23 protein-coding genes and 1 tRNA gene are annotated in these 25,818 nt (G+C 66.2%); 14 read left to right on the top strand and 10 right to left on the bottom strand.

Features of this window, described 5'->3' with window-relative positions; genetic code table 11:
• Window positions 1–68 precede the first annotated feature (68 nt).
• From DJ021_RS07040 to DJ021_RS07030, 3 genes are all read right to left on the bottom strand, one after another.
• Window positions 69–326 (bottom strand): hypothetical protein, encoded by a 258-nt coding sequence (locus tag DJ021_RS07040; RefSeq protein ID WP_111456866.1) that lies wholly within the window; start codon window positions 324–326, stop codon window positions 69–71.
• On the bottom strand, window positions 323–718 hold the full coding sequence (locus DJ021_RS07035) for a hypothetical protein (protein ID WP_133254959.1): 396 nt from the start codon (window positions 716–718) through the stop codon (window positions 323–325). Before DJ021_RS07035 ends, DJ021_RS07040 begins: the two co-directional genes overlap by 4 nt.
• Window positions 719–854: 136 nt before the next feature.
• Window positions 855–1,253 (bottom strand): hypothetical protein, encoded by a 399-nt coding sequence (locus DJ021_RS07030; protein WP_111456864.1) that lies wholly within the window; start codon window positions 1,251–1,253, stop codon window positions 855–857.
• A gap of 872 nt (window positions 1,254–2,125) precedes the next feature.
• Here DJ021_RS07030 and DJ021_RS07025 point away from each other — a divergent pair.
• The 7 genes from DJ021_RS07025 to DJ021_RS06995 all read left to right on the top strand — a co-directional run bounded on the left by DJ021_RS07025 (window position 2,126) and on the right by DJ021_RS06995 (window position 13,020).
• Complete coding sequence (locus DJ021_RS07025; protein ID WP_165837135.1) at window positions 2,126–3,394, top strand: phospholipase D-like domain-containing protein; 1,269 nt, start codon at window positions 2,126–2,128, stop codon at window positions 3,392–3,394.
• Between the two features lie 70 nt (window positions 3,395–3,464).
• Window positions 3,465–4,325 (top strand): BrxR family helix-turn-helix transcriptional regulator, encoded by an 861-nt coding sequence (locus tag DJ021_RS07020; protein WP_207801785.1) that lies wholly within the window; start codon window positions 3,465–3,467, stop codon window positions 4,323–4,325.
• On the top strand, window positions 4,322–7,714 hold the full coding sequence (locus tag DJ021_RS07015; RefSeq protein ID WP_111456862.1) for a DEAD/DEAH box helicase family protein: 3,393 nt from the start codon (window positions 4,322–4,324) through the stop codon (window positions 7,712–7,714). The genes DJ021_RS07020 and DJ021_RS07015 overlap by 4 nt, the downstream gene beginning before the upstream one ends.
• Entirely contained in the window at window positions 7,711–9,234 is a 1,524-nt protein-coding gene (locus tag DJ021_RS07010; RefSeq protein ID WP_111456861.1) for a type I restriction-modification system subunit M, read from the top strand. Before DJ021_RS07015 ends, DJ021_RS07010 begins: the two co-directional genes overlap by 4 nt.
• The gene (locus tag DJ021_RS07005; protein ID WP_111456860.1) at window positions 9,231–10,406 is read left to right on the top strand and encodes a restriction endonuclease subunit S; all 1,176 of its coding nucleotides are present in this window, start codon (window positions 9,231–9,233) and stop codon (window positions 10,404–10,406) included. The genes DJ021_RS07010 and DJ021_RS07005 overlap by 4 nt, the downstream gene beginning before the upstream one ends.
• Before the next feature lie 8 nt (window positions 10,407–10,414).
• Window positions 10,415–12,094, top strand: coding sequence for an AAA family ATPase (locus DJ021_RS07000; RefSeq protein WP_111456859.1), 1,680 nt, complete (start codon window positions 10,415–10,417; stop codon window positions 12,092–12,094).
• Window positions 12,094–13,020: a hypothetical protein gene (locus DJ021_RS06995; RefSeq protein ID WP_111456858.1), complete on the top strand. Its 927-nt coding sequence runs from the start codon at window positions 12,094–12,096 to the stop codon at window positions 13,018–13,020. Before DJ021_RS07000 ends, DJ021_RS06995 begins: the two co-directional genes overlap by 1 nt.
• Before the next feature lie 227 nt (window positions 13,021–13,247).
• On the opposite strand, the gene DJ021_RS06990 is transcribed toward DJ021_RS06995, so the two are convergent.
• From DJ021_RS06990 to hemC, 5 genes are all read right to left on the bottom strand, one after another.
• Window positions 13,248–13,323 (bottom strand) — tRNA-Thr (locus tag DJ021_RS06990).
• A 50-nt stretch (window positions 13,324–13,373) separates the two neighbouring features.
• On the bottom strand, window positions 13,374–14,900 hold the full coding sequence (locus tag DJ021_RS06985; protein WP_111456857.1) for a heme biosynthesis protein HemY: 1,527 nt from the start codon (window positions 14,898–14,900) through the stop codon (window positions 13,374–13,376).
• Window positions 14,901–14,910: 10 nt separating this feature from the next.
• Window positions 14,911–15,786: a COG4223 family protein gene (locus tag DJ021_RS06980; protein WP_111456856.1), complete on the bottom strand. Its 876-nt coding sequence runs from the start codon at window positions 15,784–15,786 to the stop codon at window positions 14,911–14,913.
• Window positions 15,783–16,487, bottom strand: a complete 705-nt coding sequence (locus tag DJ021_RS06975; protein ID WP_111456855.1) for a uroporphyrinogen-III synthase — start codon at window positions 16,485–16,487, stop codon at window positions 15,783–15,785. The genes DJ021_RS06980 and DJ021_RS06975 overlap by 4 nt, the downstream gene beginning before the upstream one ends.
• Before the next feature lie 194 nt (window positions 16,488–16,681).
• Window positions 16,682–17,644, bottom strand: a complete 963-nt coding sequence (gene hemC / locus DJ021_RS06970; RefSeq protein ID WP_111456854.1) for a hydroxymethylbilane synthase — start codon at window positions 17,642–17,644, stop codon at window positions 16,682–16,684.
• A 70-nt stretch (window positions 17,645–17,714) separates the two neighbouring features.
• On the opposite strand from hemC, the gene tsaD reads away from it, so the two are divergent.
• The 5 genes from tsaD to DJ021_RS19070 all read left to right on the top strand — a co-directional run bounded on the left by tsaD (window position 17,715) and on the right by DJ021_RS19070 (window position 21,667).
• Window positions 17,715–18,818 carry a tRNA (adenosine(37)-N6)-threonylcarbamoyltransferase complex transferase subunit TsaD gene (gene tsaD / locus DJ021_RS06965; protein WP_111456853.1) on the top strand — a complete coding sequence of 368 codons (1,104 nt, stop codon included), beginning with the start codon at window positions 17,715–17,717 and terminating at the stop codon, window positions 18,816–18,818.
• Window positions 18,815–19,804, top strand: coding sequence for an NAD(P)H-dependent glycerol-3-phosphate dehydrogenase (locus tag DJ021_RS06960; RefSeq protein WP_111456852.1), 990 nt, complete (start codon window positions 18,815–18,817; stop codon window positions 19,802–19,804). The genes tsaD and DJ021_RS06960 overlap by 4 nt, the downstream gene beginning before the upstream one ends.
• Window positions 19,805–19,807: 3 nt before the next feature.
• Window positions 19,808–20,095, top strand: coding sequence for a YciI family protein (locus DJ021_RS06955; protein ID WP_111456851.1), 288 nt, complete (start codon window positions 19,808–19,810; stop codon window positions 20,093–20,095).
• The gene (locus tag DJ021_RS06950) at window positions 20,079–20,444 is read left to right on the top strand and encodes a Rieske (2Fe-2S) protein (RefSeq protein WP_243625921.1); all 366 of its coding nucleotides are present in this window, start codon (window positions 20,079–20,081) and stop codon (window positions 20,442–20,444) included. Before DJ021_RS06955 ends, DJ021_RS06950 begins: the two co-directional genes overlap by 17 nt.
• A 134-nt stretch (window positions 20,445–20,578) precedes the next feature.
• Window positions 20,579–21,667 carry a cell wall hydrolase gene (locus tag DJ021_RS19070; RefSeq protein WP_243625920.1) on the top strand — a complete coding sequence of 363 codons (1,089 nt, stop codon included), beginning with the start codon at window positions 20,579–20,581 and terminating at the stop codon, window positions 21,665–21,667.
• A 48-nt stretch (window positions 21,668–21,715) separates the two neighbouring features.
• On the opposite strand, the gene DJ021_RS06940 is transcribed toward DJ021_RS19070, so the two are convergent.
• The gene (locus DJ021_RS06940; RefSeq protein WP_111456849.1) at window positions 21,716–22,465 is read right to left on the bottom strand and encodes a creatininase family protein; all 750 of its coding nucleotides are present in this window, start codon (window positions 22,463–22,465) and stop codon (window positions 21,716–21,718) included.
• A gap of 87 nt (window positions 22,466–22,552) precedes the next feature.
• On the opposite strand from DJ021_RS06940, the gene DJ021_RS06935 reads away from it, so the two are divergent.
• Window positions 22,553–23,185 (top strand): peroxiredoxin, encoded by a 633-nt coding sequence (locus DJ021_RS06935; RefSeq protein WP_111459011.1) that lies wholly within the window; start codon window positions 22,553–22,555, stop codon window positions 23,183–23,185.
• An 8-nt stretch (window positions 23,186–23,193) separates the two neighbouring features.
• Here the strand turns inward: DJ021_RS06935 and DJ021_RS06930 are convergent, their stop codons facing one another.
• Entirely contained in the window at window positions 23,194–23,733 is a 540-nt protein-coding gene (locus DJ021_RS06930) for a hypothetical protein (protein ID WP_133254958.1), read from the bottom strand.
• 100 nt (window positions 23,734–23,833) lie between these two features.
• Between DJ021_RS06930 and acs the strand changes: the two genes are divergently transcribed.
• A complete protein-coding gene (gene acs, locus DJ021_RS06925; RefSeq protein ID WP_111456847.1) occupies window positions 23,834–25,789 on the top strand; it encodes an acetate--CoA ligase in 1,956 nt (651 codons plus the stop codon).
• Window positions 25,790–25,818: the final 29 nt, after the last annotated feature.

The raw sequence follows: 25,818 nt of genomic DNA, 5'->3' as shown, positions 1-25,818 counted from the left end.
TCAGCGGGAACGTCTTCCGCCGACGGCTCCAGGCCTTTTCGTTGCGCCGGACGATCCTCGTGGCCAGGCTAACTTCGCCGTTTGGCCAGGGTGCTAGCCACCACCACCACCGCTCCCACGAGCCCAACGGTGATGATGAACACGGTGGGTTGCGCGCTCGCGACGCTGAAAACCAACAGAACCCCCACGAACTGGAGGGTCTCGCGTGGTCGGATAGCGAAGGAGAAGACCAACGCAAGCAGCAGCGCGAGCGCGAGCACCGTGAGCACGGCTTTGAGCAGGGCTAGGATGACGGCCCCCAGAAGCAGAAGAAGAACCTGCTTCATTGGCGGCTCCCCTCGCCGTCCGACCAGACGCGCGAGAGGCACAGGTAGTGGATCCCCATCTCCGTAGCGGGGGTGTTCGAGACGAAGACGAAAGTGCGCACACCGTCCCGGGGTGGGTAAGAGATCTCGAACCAAAGTCCGTGGTCCTCGATCGCGTCGTAGCAGGGCTCCTCGGCGTGCTGTCCGGTGATGGCAAAGCCGAGCGCGTCGTTGATCACCTCCGGGGTGTCGCCGCCTTCGATGACGACGAAATTGATGGCCTCGGCCAGCTCCGCGTTCTGTTCGGCGCAGAGCTGCCAGACCCGGCGGGCGATGAGGTCGCGCAGGTCCGGGTCTAGGTCGGGATCGTTCAGGGCCTTCGCCACGGCGGCGGGGCTGGCTAGTGCAAGCATCGGCAGTCCTTTCGGGCATGAAAAAAGCCCCCGCGACGTCGTCACGAGAGCGGCTGGTGAGGTGGGTCATGCGTGAGCAGGGCCGGCTCAGAGCCCTCTCCCGCTCGTCAGCTGGTGTCAGCAGCTAGAGCATAGTTCATGATTTGTTCTCCTTAGCTGCCGGCCGCTCGGCCAGCATGAGACAGTTGAAGCGGAGGGTAGAGTTGGTGCCGGGATCGTCGGCCACGAAGACTAGCATCCCGAAGTCGTCGGTGAGGACGTAGGCGAGCTCGAACCACGTGCCGTGGTCCTCCATCCACTCGAACCCCGGCTGCTCGGCCTGGTCCCAGGTGATGGGGAAGCCGAGGGCCTCGTGGATGACCTCAGAGGTGTCGCCGGGCTGGACGACGACGAACTGAACGATGTCGCCGAGCGGGCGCTTGCGATCGTCGTCCAACTGCCAGGCACGCAGACCAATGAGAGCGCGTAGGTGTGGATCTAAGCCGGGATCCGTCAGCGCGGCCGTGACCGCATCGCGGTCGGTGAGCGAGAGCATGGGGCTCCTTTCAGGGCAAAGAAAAGCCCCCGCGACGGTGGTCACGAGGGCTGGTTGAGTTGGTGTTGAGGGCCGCGACGGGGCGGCAGTGAACGGGTTAGACGGTGTTGATTTTACTCGGCTCTACCCTGCTGAGAGGGCGGCCTCGCCAGAACCACCAATATGCGGATGCGACAATGAAAAACTGCACCGCGAGGTCCAAGAGAAGGCCTGTCCCCGGCGGCTCACTGAGGAAGTACCAGCCCATCACGAACACGCCGATGCAAAGGAAGAGAACGAACGGTCGGCGTCCGGAGTAGACTCCGAACACTCGGTCGCAGCAGAAGCGTGCCAAAGCCATGCAGCCAAGGCCGAAGACCAGGTGGGCAGCAGTCCACACCGGGAGGGAGTACCACCGAGGCCAAGAGCTAACTGGGCCAGGACATTGGCAATGGCATAGCTCGGCCAGAACCCCGCCTGAGCGAGGAGGATCGGACCCAGGGCCATTACAGGGTCATTTCGCTGACTACCTTCACTTATCATGACAGCCCCCCAAAGAAATCAAATCGAATGCTCACAACAATATCTCCTTGGAACACGACGTGATGAGACATCCTCATCATATAAGATGCCGAGTTTTCCGATCTTCGTGGCGTCTATTAGTTATGGAGCGCGCGAGTATATTCTTAGAATTCGGTCTTTCGCGAAGGCTCTTGGCCACGACTAGTCGCTGCGGGTCTCGGCTAAGCCCGAGGACTACAACGATGGCTCTAGCGACCTTGCCAGCTCAACGTGAAGCCCAAGGCAGGTTTAACGCCCTGCGTCCCGACGGTAGGAGTCGGCACCCTTGCTGAGTTAGCACTATGCCACTCGTGCTGGGGTGGGGGCGTTCAATGCGACGGATATTCTCCAACGGGCCGGAAGGCGACTATGTGCGCAATCCGCTGGATCGGCTGATTGCCGGCGGGGCGCAGTTTCAGTTTGCCTCGCCCTACTTCAATGCGACGGCTCCCGTGGAAAGTGTCTCGGCCGCTGGGAGGCCGCTCCACCTCCTCATCGGGCTCAATGAGGCGACCCGACCTGATGCGGTGGCCAAGGCGCGGCGCGCACCGGGTGTGACCGTCAGATATCTAACCAGTCGCTTCCACGCCAAGATCTACCTCTCTGATCGGGCCGCCCTTGTCGGCTCCTCCAACCTCACCAGCGCGGGACTTGAGGGCAATCGCGAGGGGGTGCTCTTGCTGGATCGGCCTGAGGATTTCGAGGCTATCGAACAGCTACGCGCCGTCTTCCAGAACCTCTGGGACTCGGCGCCATCTCTTACAGATGCGGTCTTTGAGCGCTTCGAGCGAACCTGGCTCGGGACACGACAACCCGGCCCGACCCGGGACGAACTCATTGCGGAAGCAGTTGGAAAGGCTGAACCCGCGACGATCCTTGTTGGGAGCGCCCAAAAGAGCCGCCAACGCCTCTTTCTCGATACGCTGCACCGGCAGATCTATGAGCAGTATCAGCCAGCCTTCGACGACATCACCGGCATCCTGGTAGAGCGGAACCTCCGCCGCCCCGAACTCGAAGGCGTGGGTCTCGCAAACGAGACCAACAGGTTCCTCAATTGGGTTAGGCTCACCCATGCCCCAGGGGAGGCGGCGTGGGTGCAGGCGACTGTGAGAGCGCCGGAGGTACGGCGCGCTGAGGTTGCGCGCCTGGGCGCGGAGTGGGCTGCTACCACGGATAACAAGGTGCCCGCGGTCTACATTCCGTGGCTGGACAACGTGCGCCGGGTGTTCGGTGATCGCGAAGAACTGAGCCGCGCATCGCGCGAGGCGCTAACCGAAGGACTGATGAGCCTACACGCCTTCACCGAGCAGCAGCGCCACGTGCTGCGCGGGGAGAAGGCGCTTCCCGCTGAGTTCTGGAGCGTCAACGGCAGCGACGTGGCGAAAGTGCGCAGTTCGATCTTGGAGCTGGTTCATGGGGCCGGTGACTTCTCCGAGCGACTTCATGACTTCCTCTACGACCCGAAGAAGAAGGTGCAGCACATCGGCCGGTTCACCGCGCTGGAGCTCTACGGCACGGTGCGGCCTGACGACTGCCCTCCCGTCAACGGCCGTATGGCTAAAGCCCTTCGATACCTCGGCTACGACGTCCTTGCGGCTTGACGGTTGACAATCCCCGGACGTCAGCATACTTACGTGACGGGTAAAGAAACTATTCTGATTGGAGTGCGTGATGCTGATGGAAAAAGGAGGGCTGCGTTGGGGCGTGGAGCAGCGCCTCGCTTTCATCGAATCGCGACTCTTTTGGGAGGGTGGCGTGAACCGCGCCGACCTGGTCGGTGCGTTTGACGTCTCGGTGCCCCAGGCGTCGAAGGATCTCTCCCTCTATCAGGAGCAGGCCCCGAATAACCTCCGGTATGACTCGGCCAGGAAGCGCTACGTCGCCACGGGTGCGTTCGCCCCCCTGTTTATCAAGCTCGACGCCGATGCATACCTGCGCGATCGCGCGCGGATGGAAGGAGAGCCTACAGCAGAGGAACTCGTATCAGCCGAGCGGCTGCCCATTCCGACGCGACGCATCGACCCGCAGGCGCTTCGTCTAGTCGTCGCCGCTGTTCGAGAGCGGCAATCGGTCGAGATCAACTACCAATCCATGAGCCCAAGCCGGCCAGAGCCGTTCTGGCGGCGTGTGTCGCCGCACGGGTTTGCGCATGATGGACTGCGCTGGCACGTCAGGGCCTATTGTCATCGCGATGAGCGGTTCTTGGACTTCATCGTATCGCGCTGCCTCGGCGCCCGGGATCTCGGTCTCCAAGCGATGTCGCAGGCAGATGACGCGATGTGGAACGGCCGCTTCGACGTGGTGCTCTGCCCGAACCCTATGCTGTCCGACAGTCAACAGCGGGTTGTGGCTGACGACTACGGAATGACCGATGGACAGGTCGCCATCCCGGTCCGACGCGCTCTGCTCTACTACTTCAACAAGCGCCTGCGTCTGGATGTTGGCGGCAGTGTGGACCGTCCAAGCGAAGCGCCCGTCGTGGTCAAGAACCGCGCGGACTTCGACCTCGCCCTCGCGGAGGCGGTCCAGTGAAGTCGCAGAACTTCGAAATGCTGCGGCCGAACTGGCCGGAACTCGCGGAGCTGGGCGGCTTCGCGGAAGCGTACGCGTATGCCGATCCCGCGAGCGCGCTCATGAAGTTGCGCCTGTTCGCAGAAAACCTCACCAAAGATGTCTATCGGGACCTCCGCTTGCCGAAGCCGGAGCAGGCCTCGTTCGTCGATCTCCTGAAATGTGATTCCTTCGCCGCGATCACGCCGAAGGTGGTGCTCGACAAGCTCCATGCGCTTCGAATTCACGGCAATAAGGCGGCTCACGGGGAGCCCGCGACAACGCGGAACGCTCTGTGGCTGCTCAAGGAGGCTTTTGACCTCGCTCGCTGGATGTTCGTCCGTTTCGCCACGGGCGACGCAGCGGCGTTGCCTCAGTTTGCGCCGCCTGCCTCCGACCGGACCGCCGACGACACCAAGGAACTTCAGCGCGAGAAGCGCCAGATCCTGGAAAGGCTCGCGGCTCAAGAAGCGCAGATGGACGCGCTTCTGGGCGAACTGGAGGAAGCCCGACAGCAAGCTGCGACTGCGACCAAGCAGAAGGATGAAATTGAAGCGCTGGCTGCGGCTGGCGCCGCTACCGCCAACTTGCTCGAGTTCAGCGAGGCGACTACCCGAACCCAGATCATCGACAGCCTGTTGGCCGCGGCAGGCTGGGTCGAAGGCGTGGGAAGAGAGGTCGAAGTTCAAAACCAACCGACGCCCTCGGGCCTTGGCTATGCAGACTACGTTTTGTGGGACGATGACGGCAGGCCACTGGCTGTCATCGAAGCAAAGAAGACCTCCGTCGATTCGGAGATCGGCCGCCACCAGGCCAAGCTATATGCCGATGACCTAGAAAGAACTCACGGCCGAAGGCCTGTGATTTTCTACACTAACGGGTTCGACATATGGATGTGGGACGATGTTCTCGGCTACCCGCCGAGGAAGGTGTTTGGGTACTACTCCAAGGACAGCCTTCAATATCTCGTCACCTTCCAGCGCGCGGGCCGCAAGCCGCTCGACACGCTCAGCCCCCGCGCCGACATCGTCAATCGGCTCTACCAAGTCGAGGCTATCAAACGCGTCAACGAACGTTTCTCGGCCGGCCACCGCAACGCCTTGGTTGTTCAGGCGACGGGTACGGGGAAGACCCGCGTTGCCATCGCATTGGCGGAACTTCTGATCCGCGCAGGCTGGGTAAAGCGCGTCCTTTTTCTCTGCGACCGGCGGGAACTCCGGAAGCAAGCCAAGAACGCGTTCAACGACTTCCTATCGGAGCCAATCCGAGTTGTGACGTCGAGGGTAAATCCCTCCGCAACCGAACGAATCTTCCTGGCGACCTACCCGGCCATGCAGAAGGCTTATCAGTCTTTTGACGTTGGATTTTTCGACCTCATCATCGCGGATGAGTCCCATCGAAGCATCTACAATGTCTATGGGGACCTGTTCCACTATTTCGACTGCTTGCAGCTTGGGCTTACAGCGACGCCCGTCGACTTTGTTACCCGCAACACCTTCAGCCTGTTCGGCTGCGAGGGTCAGATCCCGACATCGAATTATGATTTGGAGCAGGCCGTCGCTGAGGGGTTTCTTACTCCGTTCGAAGTCTTCGAGCACACGACGCAGTTTCTGCGGGAGGGCATCCGGCTCGACACACTGACCGCCGACCAAATCGAACAGCTGGAGGAGCAAGGCGAGGACCCGTCTCAGTATGACTTCACCTCCGAGCAGATCGATAAGGTCATCTACAATAAGGATACCAATCGGGCGATCTTGCGGAACTTAATGGAGAACGGGCTCCGCGACGCTACGGGCCAATTGCCCGGCAAGAGCATCATCTTTGCGCGAAACCATCAGCACGCAGTTCTGATGCGTCAGATGTTTGACGAGATGTATCCCCAGTATGGCGGTCGATTCTGTCAGGTGATCGACAACTACGATCCGCGTGCCGAGCAACTCATCGACGACTTCAAGGGTGACGGGACCAACAACGATCTCACGATCGCGATTTCCGTCGACATGCTCGACACCGGCATCGACATCCCAGAGATCCTGAACCTGGTGTTCGCCAAGCCGATCAGGTCGCCCGTCAAATTCTGGCAAATGATCGGCCGCGGCACGCGACTGTGTGAAGACTTGTTTGGTCCTGGACTGGACAAGAAGGTTTTCCGCATCTTCGACCACTGGGGCAATTTTGAGCGGTTCGAGACGGGGTACCGTCCGGCCGAGCCCACCCAGTCGAAGCCGTTGCTCCAGCTTGTTTTCGAGGAGCGAGTGGCGCTGGCAGAAGCAGCTCTGCGCCTCAGCGAAATCTCAACCTTTGATGCCGTGATCGAGCTTGTAAGGGGAGATATCGAAGCCCTTCCCGAGGAGTCGGTAGCGGTTCGTGAAAGGTGGCGCGAGAAGCGTGCCGTCTCGGTGCCTGCAGTCCTTCACGCATTTGCGCCGCCCACCGTCGCAATGCTCCGTCAGGTCGTGGCCCCGCTGATGCAGTGGCGGAACATCCGAGGCCTCGGCGACGCATATGCTCTGGACCTACTGATCGCGCGAATTCAGATCGCCGTGCTTCGGCGATCTTCAGCGGTTGGCGACCTCAAGATCGAGCTGCTAGACCGCCTCGCCGGCCTGCAGATGCACTTGAACCCCGTTCGCGAGAAGGCGGAGGTCATCAAGCGCGTCAAATCCGATGAGTTCTGGGAGCGCCCGACCGTTGGCGACCTTGAAGCTATTCGAATTCCGCTTCGCGAGATCATGCACCATCGTGAGAAAGGCGGCGCGACTCCCCTTCCCGCCAAGGTAGTCGATGTCACCGAGGATGCGACTGCGTTCCAATCGAGCCGGCGGTCCACGACCATCAGATCCGTAGACATGAAGGCCTATCGGCAGGTCGTGGAAGCGGAACTCCAACGGCATTTTGAAACCAACCCCACGCTGCAGAAAATCCGAAGCGGCGAGCCGGTGTCTGGGGACGACCTCCAGGCCCTGGTGTCGCTGATCTTGATCCAGAGCCCCAATGCAAGCCGGGACGTCCTGGAGGAATTCTTCGCGGACACTGCCGAGCCGCTGGACTTCGCCATTCGGAAAATTGTCGGCATGGACCCGCAAGCGGTCGCCGCGCACTTCGCGGAATTCGCTCGCCGACATCCGAAACTCACGGCTAAGCAGACACGCTTTCTCGGCCTGCTTCAGAACCATATTGCCCGCATCGGCTGGGTCACGCTCGACCGGCTCTATGAACAGCCCTTTACGGTCGTCGACGCCGATGGCCTCGATGGCGTGTTCGCCGATCCCAAGGAGATCGACGACCTGCTCGACATCGTCAGCGTATTCGAACCCCCCGCCGCGGACGGCCAAAAGCCAAACCCATCAGCTCGAACGAGTGAACAATGATTACCGGTGACCTCAAGCGCCGCGTCGATGCGCTATGGACTGAATTCTGGACGGGCGGCATCACCAATCCGCTGACTGTGATCGAGCAGATCACCTTCCTCATGTTTGCGCGACTTCTCGATATCAACGAGACGCGGGATGAGAACCGCCTGCGACGCACGGGACGGCAGTTCGAGCGCCGGTTCTCTGCCGACGAGCAGGACCTTCGATGGTCGCAATTCAGGCATCTCGGTGCGGACAGCATGCTTCCGTTGCTGCGCGACAAGGTGTTTCCGCATTTCAGGAAATCCTCGACGAGCGGCACCGCCTTCGCGGAATTCATGAAGGACGCCCAGCTGATGATCCAGAAGCCGAGCCTTCTGGTGAAGGCGGTCAACATGATCGACCAGCTTCCCCTGACCGAGGGCGACGCTAAAGGCGATCTCTACGAGTACCTGCTGAGCAAGCTGACGACGGCAGGCATCAACGGCCAATTCCGCACGCCGCGCCACGTCATCCGACTAATGGTCGACATGCTGGAACCCAAGCCCACTGACGTGATCTGCGATCCCGCATGTGGCACTGGCGGCTTCCTTGTCCAGACGATGCAGCATCTGCTGGAAGCCCACACGTCGCCAGACGGGGTACTTGAGGAGACCGACCCCGACACCGGAAAAACGGAGAAAACCTACACAGGCGATTTGCTGGAAGCGCATCGAGAACACATCCGCAGTGGGATGTTCCACGGGTTCGATTTTGACGCGACAATGCTCCGCATCGCCGCCATGAACCTAATGCTGCACGGGGTAGATGATCCCGACATCCACTATCAGGACACGCTGAGCGCGGGCTTCACCGACAAGTTTCCGAAAGCGGCGGCCGAAGGCTTCAACATCATCCTGGCCAACCCGCCCTTCAAAGGCAGCCTCGATTTCGAGGATGTCCACGCCTCGCTGCTGCGTCAGGTGAAAACCAAGAAGACGGAACTTCTCTTCCTGGTGCTGATCCTGCGCATGCTAAAGGCCGGCGGCCGGTCAGCAACGATCGTGCCTGATGGTGTGCTGTTCGGATCTTCGACCGCCCACGTTGCGCTGCGCAAATTGTTGCTCGACCACAACCAGCTTGAAGCCGTGATCTCGTTGCCGAGCGGCGTGTTCAAGCCCTATGCGGGCGTTTCAACCGGCGTTCTAGTATTCACGAAGGGTGGCCGGACAGACGACGTATTCTTCTACGATGTGGAGGCCGATGGGTACTCGCTGGACGACAAGCGCGATCCGATTGCGACCAACGATCTGCCCGGCTGCCTTGCAGCGTGGCGAAACCGGGATGCGAAGCGCGACACTGACCGGACTCAGAAGGTCTTTTTTGTGCCCGCCCAGGAGATTCGTGATGCCAACTACGATCTATCGTTGAACAAGTACCAAGTTCGGCAGAATGTTGTTCAAGAATACGACGCACCAGAGATCATCTTGGACCGGATGAAGAAACTAAATGACGAAGTCGCGAGTGAAATCGCCGAGCTTGAGGAATTGCTCGGATGACCGTCTCAACCATCCAATTGGGAAAGGTGGTTGATGTTTCCGCCGGACAGCCCGCGCCCAAGCCCAAAGATTTCTCCGAAGACGGCCTTCCATTCATCCGCGCAGGAAGCCTTGAAGGTTTGCTTTCAGGGCAGACCGAGGATGACTGCGAAAAAATAACCTCTGAGACTGCGCGGCGCTACCGGATGAGGCTGTATCCAAAGGATACGATCCTTTTCGCCAAGAGTGGGATGTCTGCGAAAATTGGCCGTGTCTATCGGATGAGGAAGCCGGCATACGTGGTCAGCCATCTCGCTGCGCTGGCGCCCGTTGGAAGGTATGAGCCATCGTATCTGGCGCATTGGCTCCGGGCACATCCGCCGTCAACACTAATCAAGGACGATGCGTACCCTTCGATCCGAACATCGGAAGTTTCATCGCTAGAGGTTCCCGACCTTCCCATCGACGAACAATGTCGGATCGCGGCGATTCTGGATAAAGCCGACGCCATCCGCCGCAAGCGCGAAGGGGCGCTTAGTCTAGCGGATGACTTTCTGAAATCTGCGTTCTTGAAGATGTTCGGTAGGCCGAACGATCCAAATCCGGGTTTGAAGGTACTCCCGCTTGGAAAGCTTTGCGACTTGTTCGCGGGCAATTCCCTACCGACAGGTGTGGCGTACCTTGGCCAAGACGATGGACTTCTCCTTCTAAAGGTCGGGGACCTCAATTTACCTGGCAATGATCAGGTCGTGATGACCGCTCGCGAGTGGGTAGCAGGGAAGGGCAGAACCGGAGCAGCGATTGTGGCCCCGAAGGACGCTATCGTCTTCCCCAAGAGGGGTGGGGCGATCGCCACCAACAAAAAGCGGGTCCTGGGCCGATCCTCCATTCTTGACCCAAACTTGATGGCAGTCGCCCCAAAGCAGGGCGCGCCAATTTCATACCCCTACCTAAGAATTTGGTTCGAGCTTCTTGACCTAGCAAGTATCGCAAACGGGAGCACGGTGCCACAATTGAACAAGGGAGATCTCTATCCACTGGAAATGGCCATACCGGAAGATCTAGATTTAACAAGATTTGACAGGTTGTTTCACGGATCGAAAAAACTTCGCGAGAAGCAGTTCGATGAACTGATTTACTCAGAGACGTTGTTCTCAGCCCTTTCCCAGCGCGCCTTTCGCGGCGAATTATAGGTCCAGCGATGCGCTTAAGTCGGATCGAGATCGAAAACTTCAAAGGCGTTGGCGGCACGCAAGTGATCGATCTGAAACCGATCACGCTGCTGTTCGGGCCGAACAGCGCTGGCAAGAGCACAATTCTACAGTCGCTTCACTACCTGCGCGAAATCCTTGAGCGCCGGAATGCTGACCCGGACCAGACAATCGCTGGCGGCCTGATCGATCTCGGTGGTTTCGCGACCCTGGTTCACGGCCACGATCTAAGCCGCACCATCTCGATAAAGGTCATAATCGACGATGTAGGTGGCCAGGGCTCCGAGCGTCTACCTTTGAATTCAGGGGCCTCCCTAGCTGCAGTGGAGTTCGAACGCCTGCCGATCCGCTACCTCGTGGGAGAGAATACCGACCTGAAAGACTACGCCGTGGCGCAATCCATCGGGGTCGGCCTGTCAGTCAAATGGAGCGACCTGCTCGGCGGTCCCTACGTTTCGGCGATCACCGTGATGTTGGACGCCTTGGATGTCGCCACGATCACGTCGCCAGCCCAAGCAGGCCAGGCGATATTGACGAAGTTCAATTTCGATCACCCCCTTTTCCGACGCTTTCGGGACGCGGACGAGAGGCCGGATCCGGAGGATGAGCAGTCCCCCTATCCCCTTGCCGATGAAATCCTCGATCTGTCGCGGCAAATGTCCAGAGGCGGTGACTTGCCGCTGAGCGACTACCGCGTTGGCGTGGAGACAGTTCTGGGCGCTCTCCCTGATTTGAACAGGCCGATGGTGAGCGACCTTCGTGACCCCGATGTTTCGAAGTTCGAGTTGGAGCAAAAGGCTCCAAGAGTTCGCGGCCTGATGGCGCTTTTGGATGAACTGATTTGCGGCCCGTTGCGGCTGGCCCGCGACTATCTGAATACCATGACCTACATCGGCCCTCTGCGGGAAATCCCCCGCCGTAGCTATCGACCGCGGTTGTCGCCCGACGATTCGCGCTGGGCGCAGGGACTGGCAGCTTGGGACCTTCTCTACACGGATACCTCAGGGGGATTGCTCGAAGAGGTCAATTCATGGCTCTCGGGCGAAGAGCGGCTTCGAACCGGCTATCGTTTAGAGAAGGTTGAATTCAAAGAGGTCCCCGTACCCAGTCGGTTCCATCAGCTGTTCGAGCGCGGCTTGACGGAGGATGACCTCGGCGACCTGCAGGAACTCTACCTAGCCTTGGCCTCGCGTTCTGAGATTGCCCTCCGGGATTTCGAGAAGGGAATTGTCGTTGCTCCTAGCGACGTCGGGGTGGGCATTTCGCAAATGGTGCCCGTCATCGTGGGCTGTCTGCGCGACAACCCCGGTGTCCTGGCGATCGAGCAGCCGGAGCTGCATGTGCATCCCGCGATCCAGGTGGGTTTGGGGGACCTCTTCATTCGGGCGACTCAAGCCGGGGAGGACCACTCAACGCCGGACAAGACTCTGCTCGTGGAGACGCACAGTGAGCACATCATGCTGCGCCTGCTCCGACGCGTCCGCGAGACTTCCGCAAATGAACTCCCGCCGGGAATGATGCCCCTGACGGCCGAAGACATGGCTGTCACCTATGTGGAGACATCCGATGACGGCGTTCGGTTCCGCCCGCTGAAGGTCAGCGCGGAAGGCGACTTCCTCGATCAGTGGCCGAAAGGATTCTTCGAAGAGCGAGCTGAGGAACTGTTCTGATGCTCTTCGAGTATGCGGTGGAGCCCAGGGCCATCGGCTCCAGCTGGGAGACATTTCGATACATAATCGAGTTGTTCGGCTTCGATCGAGGGCGACTCATTTCGCAGTTTCCCAAGGCGTGGCTTCGGGAGGTCTATGACGCCACCGCAGGTTTTTCGCCGGTTCAAAAGAAGAAGGTGGAGGTGGCCCTCGATCAGGCTCGCCGGGCCAAACTGGTGCGCTCCGGACGGACATATGACGCCGCAGCAGCCAATTGGCTGGAGGCGGCGCTTACTTCCAATAGCGAAACCCCTTTCCGCGCCATCATAGCCTTGGAGAACCCCGCTAAGGCTCCGGAGGTTCTCGTCCCCGACGACCTGGACGAAGGCCATGCACTCATGTTGGCGCCGCGCGACGCCGCCGTGCCACGCGATGTGGCGTCCATAGTCGGGGCGCTCAGAGAATTCCTGCGCTTCGGTTCTCGGATTCTGTTCGTGGACGCCTTCTATGATCCCTACAACGCTCGCTACAGGAGCGTCATTCGGGAATGCTTGAAGGTTGTTAAAGAATTCAACCCAGCCGCTGTTTGCGAATTTCACTACAGATACCACGCGAACAAACCCGCTCAGGCCGATCTCGAACGCGAGGCGAAGCAACTATTTGCCGGAGACATCCCTGAGGGCATGAGCATCCGGATCTTTTGCTGGAAACAAAGGAACGGCGGTGAAGATTTTCACGCGCGATACTTGCTGACGGATAGGGGAGGAATGCAGGTAGACGGCGGATTTTCCGCTGAAGGTGCCGAGCAAACCACCAACATGAATCTGTTGAGTTTGGAATTGGCGCAGCTGAGGCTTAACGCACTCAGCGTAGACGCGACGGACTACGAACTCATGGTGCCGGTACTGAAGATTACAGCTGACTGCAGTGTTGAGCACGCAGAATGAAGCGACGCTGGGGCGCAGACCGTTGGTGCCCACACCAGAAGCGGACCTAGCGACGGTCAGAAGAGCGTAGACACCGGCCGGCCCTGCCCCCCTCCCGCTGTCCCCCCTCAACGAACGCCTGCGTCCGGTGCCCGTCCCTTCTGAAAGCCACACCCAGCTTGGACCCAAACGGCGACCGAGTTATCGCGCTTTCGCGCGTATCCGGGGGAATTCCCTGGTTAGAAGGATGGTGCCGCCTAGGTGACTCGAACACCTGACCCCCGCATTACGAATGCGGTGCTCTACCGGCTGAGCTAAGGCGGCCCACAGGGCCTTCCGGCTGCGAACCGGGAGGCCCGGCCGCGAAGGAGCGCCTATTTAGCGGCTCTCGGCCCGCTCGCCAAGCGCCGCCTCGCGTTGGCGCGGCGACGCGGCGCAGGGCCGCTGGGCGCGGCCTGCGGCTCCTCTTCGCCGTAGTGGCCCTCGTCGACCGGGAAGGGCGCGGCGTCGGCCCCGTCGGCGGTCAGGAAGGGGGCGGAATCCGCATAGGAGATCGGCAGCTCCGGCAGCTCGCTCATGCCGCGCTCGCGCCGCTCGTGGCGCGGGTGGATCAGCTCGCCGGTCTCCGCGAAGGTCGCCACCAGCCGCGCCCAGTCGGAGGCGTGGTAGGCGAAGGCGCGGCCTTCCGGGTCGAGGTCGGACCAGTCCGGCTCGTGCGGCGCGCTCATCCCCTTGGCCATCCACACCCGCGCCTCGTCCGGCGCGCCGGAGGCGTAGGCGACGCGGGCCATCAGGCCGGCGATGCGGGCGGTCACCGGCTCGGCCTCCAGCGCCAGCGCCGCCTGGCGCGCCGCTGGGCCGTCGCCGGTCACCAGGGCGCTTTCCACATGCAGGATGCGGCTCTCGCGATGGGTGGGTTTCTGGCCGGCCAGCTCCAGCAGGCGCTGGGCGCGCTCGCGCGGGGTCTCGCTGGTGCGCAGGTCGCGGTAGGCGAGGAACAGGGCCGGGTGCGGCGCAGCCTTCCACGCCGCCTCGATGGTCGACCCGGCGCGGGCCAGCTTGCCGTCCTGGGCCAGCAGGCGGGCGGCCATCACGACGCCGGGCGCGAAGCCAGGCTGCAGCTTGGCGGCTTCCACCGCCTGGTCGAGGGCCTGGGCGCGCGCCTTCGGCTCCGGGAAATTCTCCAGCTGGGCGGCCGAGGCGGCCAGCAGGGCGGCGCGGGTGCGGTCGGCGACGACCGGCGGCACGATCTTGCGGTCCAAGGCGCCCTTCACCAGCTCCAGCCCCGCCGTCCAGTCGCCGACCTCCAGAGTGTTCTCCAGCAGGGCGCGCCAGGCCCAGCGGGCGGTGCGGGTCTGGCCATAGGCCTCCTGGGCGTGGCGCAGGGCGGTCGCCCGGTCGCCGCGCTGGGCGGCGAGCTGCATCAGCCCCTTGTGGCCGGCCAGCCGCATGTCGGGGAAGCTCAGCATGGCGGTGTAGGCGGCCTGGGCCGCGGCGGTGTCGCCGGCCGCCTCCGCCGCCTGGGCGGCCAGCACCCGCACCAGGCCCGGCGCCTCGTCGGCGAGATCGGCCGCCTTCAGCGCCAGCCGGCGCGCTTCCGCCCCGTCGCCGGCGGCGGCGGCCAGGAAGCCGCGGGTGAGGGTCTCGTTGGCCTGGCGGCGACGGCTTTCGGCGCGGGCCCGCTCGGTCCGGCGCGGCGCGTCCAGCACCCACAGGAGGGTGCGCCACAGCACGGTCGCCAGCAGCGAGGCGAACAGGGTGATCAGCACGGCGGCGGCGGCGGTCATGTCCGCCCGCCAGCCCAGCCACACGACGCTGGCGCGGCCGGGGTCGCCGGTGAGCGCCAGGATGCTCACCGCCACGGCCGCCACCAGGACCAGGACGAGGCCGGCTCGGATCATGCGCCGCCCCTCATGCGCCGCTCCGGGAGGCCTGGGTGAGGTCCTGCAGGGCGCGGGCCCGCAGCGCCGCCGCCTGCCGGTCGATCTCGGCCCGCCGCTCGGCGCGGATCCGCCAGGGGGACATGGCCTCGCGGGCGCTCGGCGGCAGCTGGTCGAGCGCCCGCAGCGCGGGATCCAGCTCGCCGTCCTCGACCAGCCGCTCGGCCTTGGCGAGGCGGGCGTCGACGCCGTCGCCGGTGGCCTCGGCCACGCGCCGCACGCTGACGATGCGCGACAGCAGGTAGACGACGCGGTCGCCGAGCCCGGCCCCCTCGCCGGGGGCGCGGCTGGCGCTGGCGGCGCGGGCCGCATAGTCGGGGAAGCTGGCCGCCAGGGACGCGCGGGTCGGGGCGCCGACCTCGGCGATCCGGCTCAGCGCCGCCAGCTCCGGGGTCCCGGGCGCGGCGGCCTTCAGGGCGGTGAGCTCCTCGGGAAACGGCCCCGAGGCCTGCGTCGCCTCCACCAGGGCGGCGGCGGCCAGGGCCGCGGCGGCCGCCTGGGAGGTGCGGGTCTCATGGGTTTCCAGTGCCGCGAGCCGGGCGTTCAGCCGCTCGAACTCTACGGTCGGCGCCGGCGGCGACTCGGTCGAAGCCGGCGAGACCGCCGCGACGAACGGGGTCGGGGCGCCGGCGGCCGGCTCGGCGAACGGCTGGGCCTCGGCGGCCGGCTTCGGCGTCGGCCGTCCCGCCAGTAGCCGCGGCGCCAGCAGGGCGATCGCCGCGCCGGCCAGCACGCAGATGAAGCCGAAGGCCAGCAACAGCCAGAAGCTCGGCCCCATGATCCGCCGCGGCCGGTAGTCGGCCGGGTCCTTGGGCGCGGTGATCTCGGGGTCGGGCGCGGGGCTCATGGGGTCCGGTCTATCAGGTTCAGCAACGCCGCTTCGAGCGGGAACGGCGGATAGACCTTGCCGGCCATGGCCGTGCGCGACAGCGGCTTGATCACCGCCTTCGACAGGCCCAGCGCCCGCAGGCCCGGCGCGGGGTGCGCCTTCAGCAGCTTGGCGAGCACCTGGGCGGCGCGCGGCGAATGCAGCAGGGCCGCGTCGCAGCGGATCAGCGCCTCGGTCTCGGCGTCCGACAGCACCGCCGGTCCGGTCTCGTAGAGGATCAGCCGCCGCGCCTCGATGCCGTGCTTCTCCAGCGCGCCGGCGAGGTCGCCGGCCGGCTCAGCGGCGCCGGGGTGCAACACCGCGCCCTTCAGCTCGCTGCGCCGCATGCCGATGCCGTCGGCCAGGGCCTCGACGTCGCCGTCGGCCGAGAGCACCGAGCGGAAGCCCGCCTGCCGCGCGGCCTGGGCGGTGGCCGAGCCGACGGCGAACACCTTCAGCGACCGGTCGCCGGACTTCTCCGCGAACGCCCGCACGCCGTTGGCGCTGGTGAAGGCCAGGGCCACGACGCCGGTCAGGTCGACCTCGACGTTCTCCAGGGCGCGGACCGCCAGCAGCGGCGCGACCACGGCCTCATGGCCCAGCGCGCGCACGCGCTCGGCGGTGTCCGTCGCGCCGGGTTGGGCGCGGGTGATCCAGATTTTTTGACGACGCCCCGGCATCTCGGCCTTTGTAATCCAATCCAGCTTAACCGTTGACGACTTTCGCGAGGATTGTGTTCTCAGTCTGCTCGCGCCTCTCCCGTCCCGAAGAGGGCGGAGGGGCGATCCGACGCTCGTGCGAACCCGCGCCCCCTCCACCATACCCTCTTCGGGGCATGGTCCCCCTCCCCCGCTTCGCAGGGGAGAAGCGAAACTCAGACCGCGATCGCGTCGCCGGCTTCGTCGCGGATCGCCTGGCCGAGCGAAATCCCGAGGTCGCGGGCCGAGGCTTCCGGATCGGCCAGTTGCGACACCTCGGTCTCGCCGGCGTGGCGGAAGCGCAGCGCGCCGTCCGGCGACAGCGCCTCGGCGATCAGCTTCAACGTGCCGAGCTCGAACCAGGCGTGCGCCCCGATGGCGGTCTTGCACGAGCCTTCCAGCGCGGTCAGGGCGCCGCGCTCGGCGGCCACGGCGATGGTGGTCGGCGCGTGGCGGAGCGTCAGCACCCAGGGCAGGTCGCGGTCGGCGGTGCGGGTCTCGATGGCCAGCGCGCCCTGGCCCGGCGCCGGCGGGCATTCGATCGGGTCGATCAGGCTCTGCGGCGTGTCGCCGAGCCCCAGCCGCTTGAGGCCCGACATCGCCAGCAGGATGGCGTCGGCCCCGCCGGCTTCCAGCTTGGCGATGCGGGTGTCGACGTTGCCGCGCAGCATCTGGACGTCGAGGTCGGGGCGGCGGTGCAGGGCCTGGGCCTGGCGGCGCAGGCTGGCGGTGCCCAGCCGCGCGCCTTGCGGAAGATCCTCCAGCCGCTCGGCGACGCGGCTCAGGAAGGCGTCGCGCGGATCCTCGCGCTCGGGGATGGCGGCGATGCACAGGCCCTCCGGCAGCAGGGCCGGCATGTCCTTCATCGAATGGACGGCGCAGTCGATGCGGCCGTCCAGCAGCGCCTCCTCGATCTCCTTGGTGAACAGGCCCTTGCCGCCGATCTCCAGCAGCCGGCGGTCCTGCACCCGGTCGCCGGTGGTGGTGATGACGATCAGCGGCGCGGCGCGCGCCACCGCGGCGGCGTCCTCCGGGTCCGCGCCCAGGGCCGCGGCGATCCGGCGCTGCATCATGCCGGCCTGGGCCAGCGACAGCTTGGAGCCGCGGGCGCCGATCCGGACGGGCGGTTGCGTGGGCACGGCGGGCGGTCTACCTCGAAGCGGGTGAGAGATGCGCCTGCTACAGGAGCGGGCGTCCCCCGGCAACCGGATGACCCTGACCGCCACCGCCTCCCAGATCGTGCTTGGCCTCGAGACCAGCTGCGACGAGACCGCCGCGGCGGTGGTGCGCCTGGGCGCTGACGGCCACGTGGAGGTGCTGTCCTCGACGGTCGCCAGCCAGATCGCCGCGCACGCGCCCTATGGCGGCGTGGTGCCGGAGATCGCCGCCCGCGCCCACGTGGAGAGCATCGACGCCATCGCCGGCGAGGCGCTGAAGACCGCCGGCCTCGGCTACGGCGACCTCACCGGCGTCGCGGCCACGGCCGGGCCGGGTCTGGTCGGCGGGGTGATGGTCGGCCTGTCCTTCGGCAAGGCGGTGGCGCTGGCCCGCGGCCTGCCGCTGATCGCCGTCAACCACCTGGAGGGCCACGCGGTCTCGGCGCGGCTGGGCGCGGACATCCCCTATCCCTTCCTGCTGCTGCTGGTCTCCGGCGGGCACTGCCAGCTGCTGTCGGTGGATGGCGTCGGCGCCTGCCGCCGGCTTGGGACCACCATCGACGACGCGGCCGGCGAGGCCTTCGACAAGATCGCCAAGACCCTCGGCCTGCCCTACCCCGGCGGCCCGGCCCTGGAGGCCCTGGCGGAGGGCGGCCAGCCGGAGCGGTTCCCGCTGCCGCGCATGCTGCTGGGCCGCAAGGACTGCGACTTCTCCTTCTCCGGCCTGAAGACCGCCGCCGCCCGGCTGGCGGAGGGGTTGACCTCCGACGTCGACCGCCGCGACCTGGCCGCCAGCGTGCAGACCGCGATCGCGGGCCAGCTCTGCGAACGCAGCGACCGCGCCATGGCCGCCTACGCCATCGAGCACGAGGGCCGTGGCCTGCGCTTCGTGGTGGCCGGCGGGGTGGCCGCCAACCGCACGGTCCGCGCCCGGCTGGAAGCCACCGCAAAGGGCCGCGGCTTTTCCTTCACCGCCCCGCCGCTGGCCTACTGCACCGACAACGCCGCGATGATCGCGCTGGCCGGCGCCGAGCGGCTGGCGCTGGGCCAGGCCGACCCGCTGGACGCCCCGGCCCGCCCGCGCTGGCCGCTGGACGAAGCCGCCGCGCTCGCCAATCCCACCCACCAGACCGGCCGCAAGGGCGCAAAAGCATGAAGACAGCCGGTGTGATCGGCGGCGGCGCCTGGGGCACCGCCCTGGCCCAGGTCTGCGCCCGCGCGGGGCTGGAGACCGTGCTCTGGGCCCGCGAGCCGGAGGTGGTGGAGGCGGTGAACGCCCGCCACGAGAACAGCCTGTTCCTGCCCGGGGTCGCGCTGGAGCCCGAAATCCGCGCCACCGCCGACTTCGCCAATCTCGCCGACCGCGACCTGGTGCTCGCCGTCGCGCCCGCCCAGCACCTGCGCGGCGCGCTGACCGCCTTCGCCCCGCACGTCCGCGACGGCCTGCCGATCCTGCTCTGCGCCAAGGGGATCGAGCAGGGCTCGCTGAAGCTGATGACCGAGGTGCTGGCGGAGACCGTTCCGCAGGCCGCGCCGGCCGTGCTGTCGGGCCCGAGCTTCGCCGGCGAGGTGGCCCGCGGCCTGCCCACCGCCGTCACCCTGGCCTGCCCGGACGAGGACTGCGCCCGCAACCTCTCCGAAGCCCTGGCCACCCCGACCTTCCGCCCCTACTTCGCCACCGACATGATCGGCGCGGAGGCCGGCGGCGCGATCAAGAACGTGCTGGCCATCGCCTGCGGCATCGTCGAGGGCCGCGGCATGGGCCGCAGCGCCCACGCCGCGCTGATCACCCGCGGCTTCGCCGAGCTCACCCGCATGGCCGTGGCGCTGGGCGGCGAGGCCGAGACGGTGGCCGGCCTCTGCGGCCTCGGCGACCTGGTGCTCACCTGCTCCAGCCACCAGTCGCGCAACATGAGCGTCGGCCTGGCGCTGGGCCGCGGCGAGACGCTCGAGGCGGCGTTGGCCGGCAAGCTGTCGGTGGCCGAGGGCGTGGCCTCCGCGCCGGCCGTGCGCCAGCTGGCCGCCCGGCTCGGCGTCGACACCCCCATCTGCGAGGCGGTGGCCGCCATCCTGGCCGGCGAGGCCGGGGTGGACGAGGCCATCGCCCGACTGCTTTCACGACCCCTGCGCGAGGAACGCTGACCCATGCCGCTGTTCACCCTGGTCTGCATCGACAAGCCCAACGCGCTCGCCACGCGCATGGCCGCCCGTGAGGACCACCTGGTCTGGGCCCGCGAACGCCTCGACCAGATCAAGATGGCCGGGCCGTTCCTCGACGAGGGGGGCGGCATGGTCGGCTCGTTGCTGATCATCGAGGCCGAGGATCTGGCGGCCGCCAGGGCGTTCGCCGCCGCCGACCCGTACGGCAAGGCCGGGCTGTTCGAGCGGGTGGACATCAATGGCTTCCGCACCACCCTTGGCCACCAGCTCTAGCCCCAACCCCGCGCAGCCGGAGGCCGGCGTCCGGCTCTGCGACCTTGCCGAGATCGCCGATCCCGGCGCCAAGAGCTTCCGCTTCCGCGTCGACAGCCGCCTGTTCGCCGGTTTCGTGGTGCGGGCCGGCGACACGGTAGCGGGCTATGTGGACTCCTGTCCGCACGCCGGCTGGCCGCTGGGCGCCATGGACGACCGCTACCTGACGCGCTCGGGCGAGCACATCCTGTGCGCCGGCCACGGCGCCCTGTTCCGGCTCGACGGGACCTGCGTGGCGGGGCCCTGCGTGGGCGAACGGCTGTACGACTGGCCGGTGGCGCTGCGGGGCGGCACCCTGTTCACCGCCTGACCGCCGTCGTTAACACTCTGAATAGACAGCGTTAACCCGCCCGAAAGGTTAACCTTGTGTTAAAGAAAAGGGTGGCCTTAGCGCCACCTTGGCCTTAAGGGGTCGCGCCTCCGACAACTTCGTTTGGTGAGTGCGTGCGCCTTCGCTTCCGTCATCTGTTCGCCCGCGACCACGCCGTCCACCTGACGGGCGTGCAGCTGGGGCTTGTGGCGGCGATGAGCGCGGCGGTGGTCCTGGGCGCGCTGCCGGCCGAGCCAGCGTTCGCGCACCTGGGCGGCGCCGCGGGCCTGCCGCTGCGGGCCTCGGTGGCGCTGGCCAACGCCGAAACCGGCGCGGTCGCGACGACGGCCGACGGCGCCGAGCCCGACGCGGGCGTCATCCGCCTGCGCGACCTGGCGCCCGACGCCGCCCGGCTGTGGAACGCCTCCAACCCGGTCTCGCCGCTGCCCAATCCGGCCGCCAAGCCGTTCCACCTGAACGCCGCCGGCGTGCTGGACGAGGCCCGGGCGGTCGATTGCATGACCGCGGCCCTCTATTACGAGGCGGCCAACGAGAGCACCGACGGCCAGCGGGCGGTGGCCCAGGTGGTGCTCAACCGCATGCGCCATCCAGCCTTCCCGAAGACGGTCTGCGGCGTGGTCTTCCAGGGCTCCGACCGCTCGACCGGCTGCCAGTTCAGCTTCACCTGCGACGGCGCCCTGGCCCGCGCCCCGGCGCCCGAGAAGTGGGACCGGGCCCGCAAGGTCGCCGAGGCGGCCCTGCACGGCTACGTCATGAAGAAGGTCGGCGAAGCCACCCACTACCACGCCGACTACGTGGCCCCGTACTGGAGCCCGACGCTGGTCAAGGTCGGCGTCATCGGCGCGCACATCTTCTATCGCTGGACGGGCGGCGCGGGCCTGCCGCCGGCGTTCGGCGGCCGCTACGCCGGCGGCGAGTCGCACGGCATCCAGATCGCCACCCTCGACAACCTCTCGCGCAGCCCGGCCAGGCTCGCCCTGACCGCGGCCAGCGAAATGACCGCCCCGGCCGCCGCGCCGGCGGAGGAAGCTGTTTCCAGCCCCAGGCAGATCGCCGCCGCCGCCGAGCCCGAACTGGTCACCGCCGCCGCCGCCGCCCAGGACGCCCAGGCGCTGACCAAGGCCGAAGACCTCGACTGGCAGGGCCGTCCCAAGGTCCAGGCGCACCGCCTGGCCATGCCCTCGGCCGGCGCGGCCTTTTAGGCCCAAACATAGTTTGAGCCGTCATGGCCGGCCCCGTGCCGGCCACCGCTAGGCCGGCGTCTCTTCCGCCCCGAACGCCGCCACTTCCTCGATCAGCCCGGCCACCGCCGCGGCCACCAGCTCGCCGCCCTTTTCCGGCGTCGCCTGCCCGGGGTCGGAGCCCATGCGGCCGTCGGCGTAACGGGCGCGGAAGTCGAGCGCCTCGCGGATCGGTCCGGTCGGCGCGATCTGCGGCGCGTAGTTGGCCGACTTGATGGCGTCGGGATAGGCCCACTGGGTTACCGCGATCTCCGACGGCGTGGCGTGGCTGCCGTGGCCGGTGGGGAACTGCCGGTTGGCGAGGCTCAAGACGCCCTTCAGCTCCCACCAGTTCTTCAGCTTGCAGGCGAAGCCGCGGCGGCGGCCGGCGTAGGTGGCCTCGGCGTAGAGCTCGGAGAACGCCGCCTCGATGGTGGCCACGTTGCCGCCGTGGCCGTTGAGGAAATAGATCTTCTCGAACCCGTAGAGGCCGAGGCTCCGGCACCAGTCGCCGATCGCCGCCATGAAGGTCGAGGGCCGCAGCGCGATGGTCCCGGGGAAACCCAGGTGGTGCTGCGCCATGCCGATGTTGAAGGTCGGCGCCACCAGGATGTCGGCGCTCTTCTGGGCCTCGTGGGCGATGATCTCCGGGCACAGCCAGTCGGTGCCCAGGAGACCCGTCGGGCCGTGCTGCTCGTTGGAGCCGATGGGCACGACCACCGTCTTCGAGCGCTTCAGATAGTCCTCGATCTCGATCCAGGTGGAGAGGTGCAGCAGCATGAAATCCCTTCGCCCCCGTGCAATCAGCACCCCGGCATATTACCTTCGAGGCGGGCCGATAAGATCAAATCCGTGAAGGAGAACGTGATGAGCCTGCGACTGGGGGACACTGCTCCCGACTTCACCCAGGACTCCACCGAAGGGCCCCTGCGCTTCTACGATTGGGCGGGCGACAGCTGGGTCGTGCTGTTCTCGCACCCGAGGGACTACACCCCGGTCTGCACCACCGAGCTCGGCGTGGTCGCCAAGCTGAAGCCGGAGTTCGAGCGGCGCGGCGCCAAGGTGATCGGCCTCTCCGTCGACCCGGCCGACAGCCACCTGGGCTGGGCCAGGGACATCGAGGAGACGCAAGGCGCCAAGCTCAATTTCCCGCTGATCGCCGACCACGACCGCAAGGTCTCCGACCTCTACGGCATGATCCATCCGGCCGCCTCGGACACCACCACCGTGCGCTCGGTGTTCATCATCGACCCCAACAAGAAGGTCCGCCTGACGCTGACCTACCCCGCCTCCACCGGGCGCAACTTCGACGAGCTGCTGCGGGTGATCGACAGCCTGCAGCTCACCGACAACCACAAGGTCGCCACCCCGGCCAACTGGAAGCAGGGCGAGGACGTGATCATCGTGCCGTCGGTCAGCGACGAACAGGCGAAGACGCTGTTCCCCGGCGGCTGGACCGAGCACAAGCCCTACCTGCGGACCGTCAAGCAGCCCGCCTAGTCGTCGAACTATTTCTTCGCCGGAGGCTCCGCCCCGACCTCGATCCGCAGGTCGGTGGCGGGCATCCGCACCAGCCGCCAGCCGGCCGTGCGCGCCTGGGCGGCGGGATCCTTGCCGCCGGCCTTCTGCCTTTCGAACGTCAATACGCAGGGCTGTTGCGGCAGCGGGCCGTGCAGGCAGACGTGGGAGCCGTCCACCGGCTTCAGCAGCGGCCTCACCTGCTCCAGCGTCGGCGGCGCGGCCAGCGGCGCGCCGCTCTCGGCCTGCACCAGATGGAAGTTGTCGGGACCGATCATCCGGTCGAGGGTGAACTCGGAGGGGCCGCCGTCCACCTCGAGGCCCGCCGCCCGGCCCAGCTCGACGATCTGGCTGCGCAGGTCGCGGCGCAGGGCCGCACGGTCGATGTCGGCCTCGAAGGCCGCGCGGTCGTTGGCGTGCACGGCCGCCAAGAATCCCTGCACGGCGCCGGCCGCATCCTGGCCGGGCTTGCCGCTACACGCCGTCAACGAAAGCGCCGCCAGCGCCGCGACCCAAGCCATACGATACATGCGCGGACCATGGCGACGTCCGGCCGGCCCGGCAAGCGCGGCGGAAGCGGCATATTGCGCCCAGGGCCCCTCTCCGCATACTCCATCCACAGGTTCTTCCATGGAGTGCGCTCAGGTGTCCGACAGTGAGGTGTTTCCGGTTCCCGAGGCCTGGGCCAAGCGGGCCCTGATGGACGCGGCGGGCTTCGAGGCGGCCACCCGCCGCGTGGACCAGGACCCCGAGGGCTATTGGACCGAGGTGGCGCAGCGGCTCGACTGGATGCAGCCGTTCACCCAGGCGAAGGACGTCTCCTTCCACCGCGAGGACTTCCATATCCGCTGGTTCGCCGACGGCGTCCTGAACGTCTCGGTCAACTGCATCGACCGTCACCTGCCCGAGCGCCGCGACCAGGTGGCGATCATCTGGGAGAGCGACGACCCCGAGGTCTACGACACCGTCACCTACGGCCAGCTGCACGCCGAGGTCTGCCGGATGGCCAACGTGCTGAAGGCCCGCGGCGTCCGGAAGGGCGACCGGGTGACCATCTACCTGCCGATGATCCCGGCCGCGGCGGTCGCCATGCTGGCCTGCGCGCGGATCGGCGCGGTGCACTCGGTGGTGTTCGGCGGCTTCTCCCCCGACAGCCTGGCCGGGCGCATCCAGGACTGCGACTCTCGCATCGTGATCACCGCCGACGAGGGCGTGCGCGGCGGCAAGACCGTGCCGCTGAAGCTCAACGTCGACGAGGCGCTGAAGGACTGCCCGGGCGTCGAGGACGTGATCGTCGTGCGCCGCACCCAGGCCGACGTGCCGATGACGCCGGGCCGCGACGCCTACTATTCGGAGCTGAAGAAGACCGTCTCGGACACCTGCGACCCCGAGCCGATGAACGCCGAGGACCCGCTGTTCATCCTCTACACCTCCGGTTCGACCGGGAAGCCGAAGGGCGTGCTGCACACCACCGGCGGCTACCTGACCTGGGCGGCGCACACCCACGAGCTGGTGTTCGACTACCGGCCGGGCGAGGTCTTCTGGTGCACCGCCGACATCGGCTGGGTGACCGGCCACAGCTACGTGGTCTACGGCCCGCTGGCCAACGCGGCGACCACGGTGATGTTCGAGGGCGTGCCCAACTACCCGACCGCCTCGCGGTTCTGGGAGGTCTGCGACAAGCACAAGGTGGAGATCTTCTACACCGCGCCGACCGCCATCCGCGCCCTGATGCGCGACGGCGACGGGCCGGTCGCCCGCACCTCGCGCAAGTCCCTGCGCCTGCTGGGCACGGTCGGCGAGCCGATCAATCCGGAAGCCTGGCTCTGGTATCACCGGGTGGTCGGCGAGGAACGCTGCCCGATCGTCGACACCTGGTGGCAGACCGAGACCGGGGCCTGCCTGATGAGCCCGCTGCCGGGCGCGACGCCGCTGAAGCCCGGCTCCTGCGCCAAGCCGCTGCCGGGGATCATGCCGCAGCTGGTGGACGCCGACGGCAAGGAGCTGTTCGGCGCGATCAGCGGCAACCTCTGCCTGACCGACTCCTGGCCCGGCCAGATGCGCACGGTCTATGGCGACCACGAGCGGTTCATCACCACCTATTTCACCACCTACCCGGGCAAGTACTTCACCGGCGACGGCGCCCGCCGCGACGCGGACGGCTACTACTGGATCACCGGCCGCGTGGACGACGTGATCAACGTCTCCGGCCACCGGCTGGGCACCGCCGAGATCGAGAGCGCGCTGGTCGCCAACGAGCACGTCGCCGAGGCCGCCGTGGTCGGCTATCCGCATCCGGTGAAGGGCCAGGGCATCTACTGCTTCGTGACGCTGAAGGCCGACGTCGCGCCCACCGACATCCTGCAGGCCGAGCTGAAGGGCTGGGTCCGGCGCGAGATCGGCCCGTTCGCCGCGCCCGACGTGGTGCAGTTCGCGCCCGGCCTGCCGAAGACCCGCTCCGGCAAGATCATGCGCCGCATCCTGCGCAAGATCGCCGAGGACGACCTGACCAATCTCGGCGACACCTCCACCCTCGCCGACCCCTCGGTGGTCGACGACCTGGTGAACAACCGGGTGACGGCGTAGCGGGCGATCGCCCGCCGGGAAGAGCGGAT

Origin of the sequence: Phenylobacterium hankyongense (assembly GCF_003254505.1) — a bacterium.
GTDB classification, from domain to species: domain Bacteria; phylum Pseudomonadota; class Alphaproteobacteria; order Caulobacterales; family Caulobacteraceae; genus Phenylobacterium; species Phenylobacterium hankyongense.
Note: the sequence above shows the minus strand (reverse complement) of the source record. Positions and strands in the feature narration are given on the sequence as shown.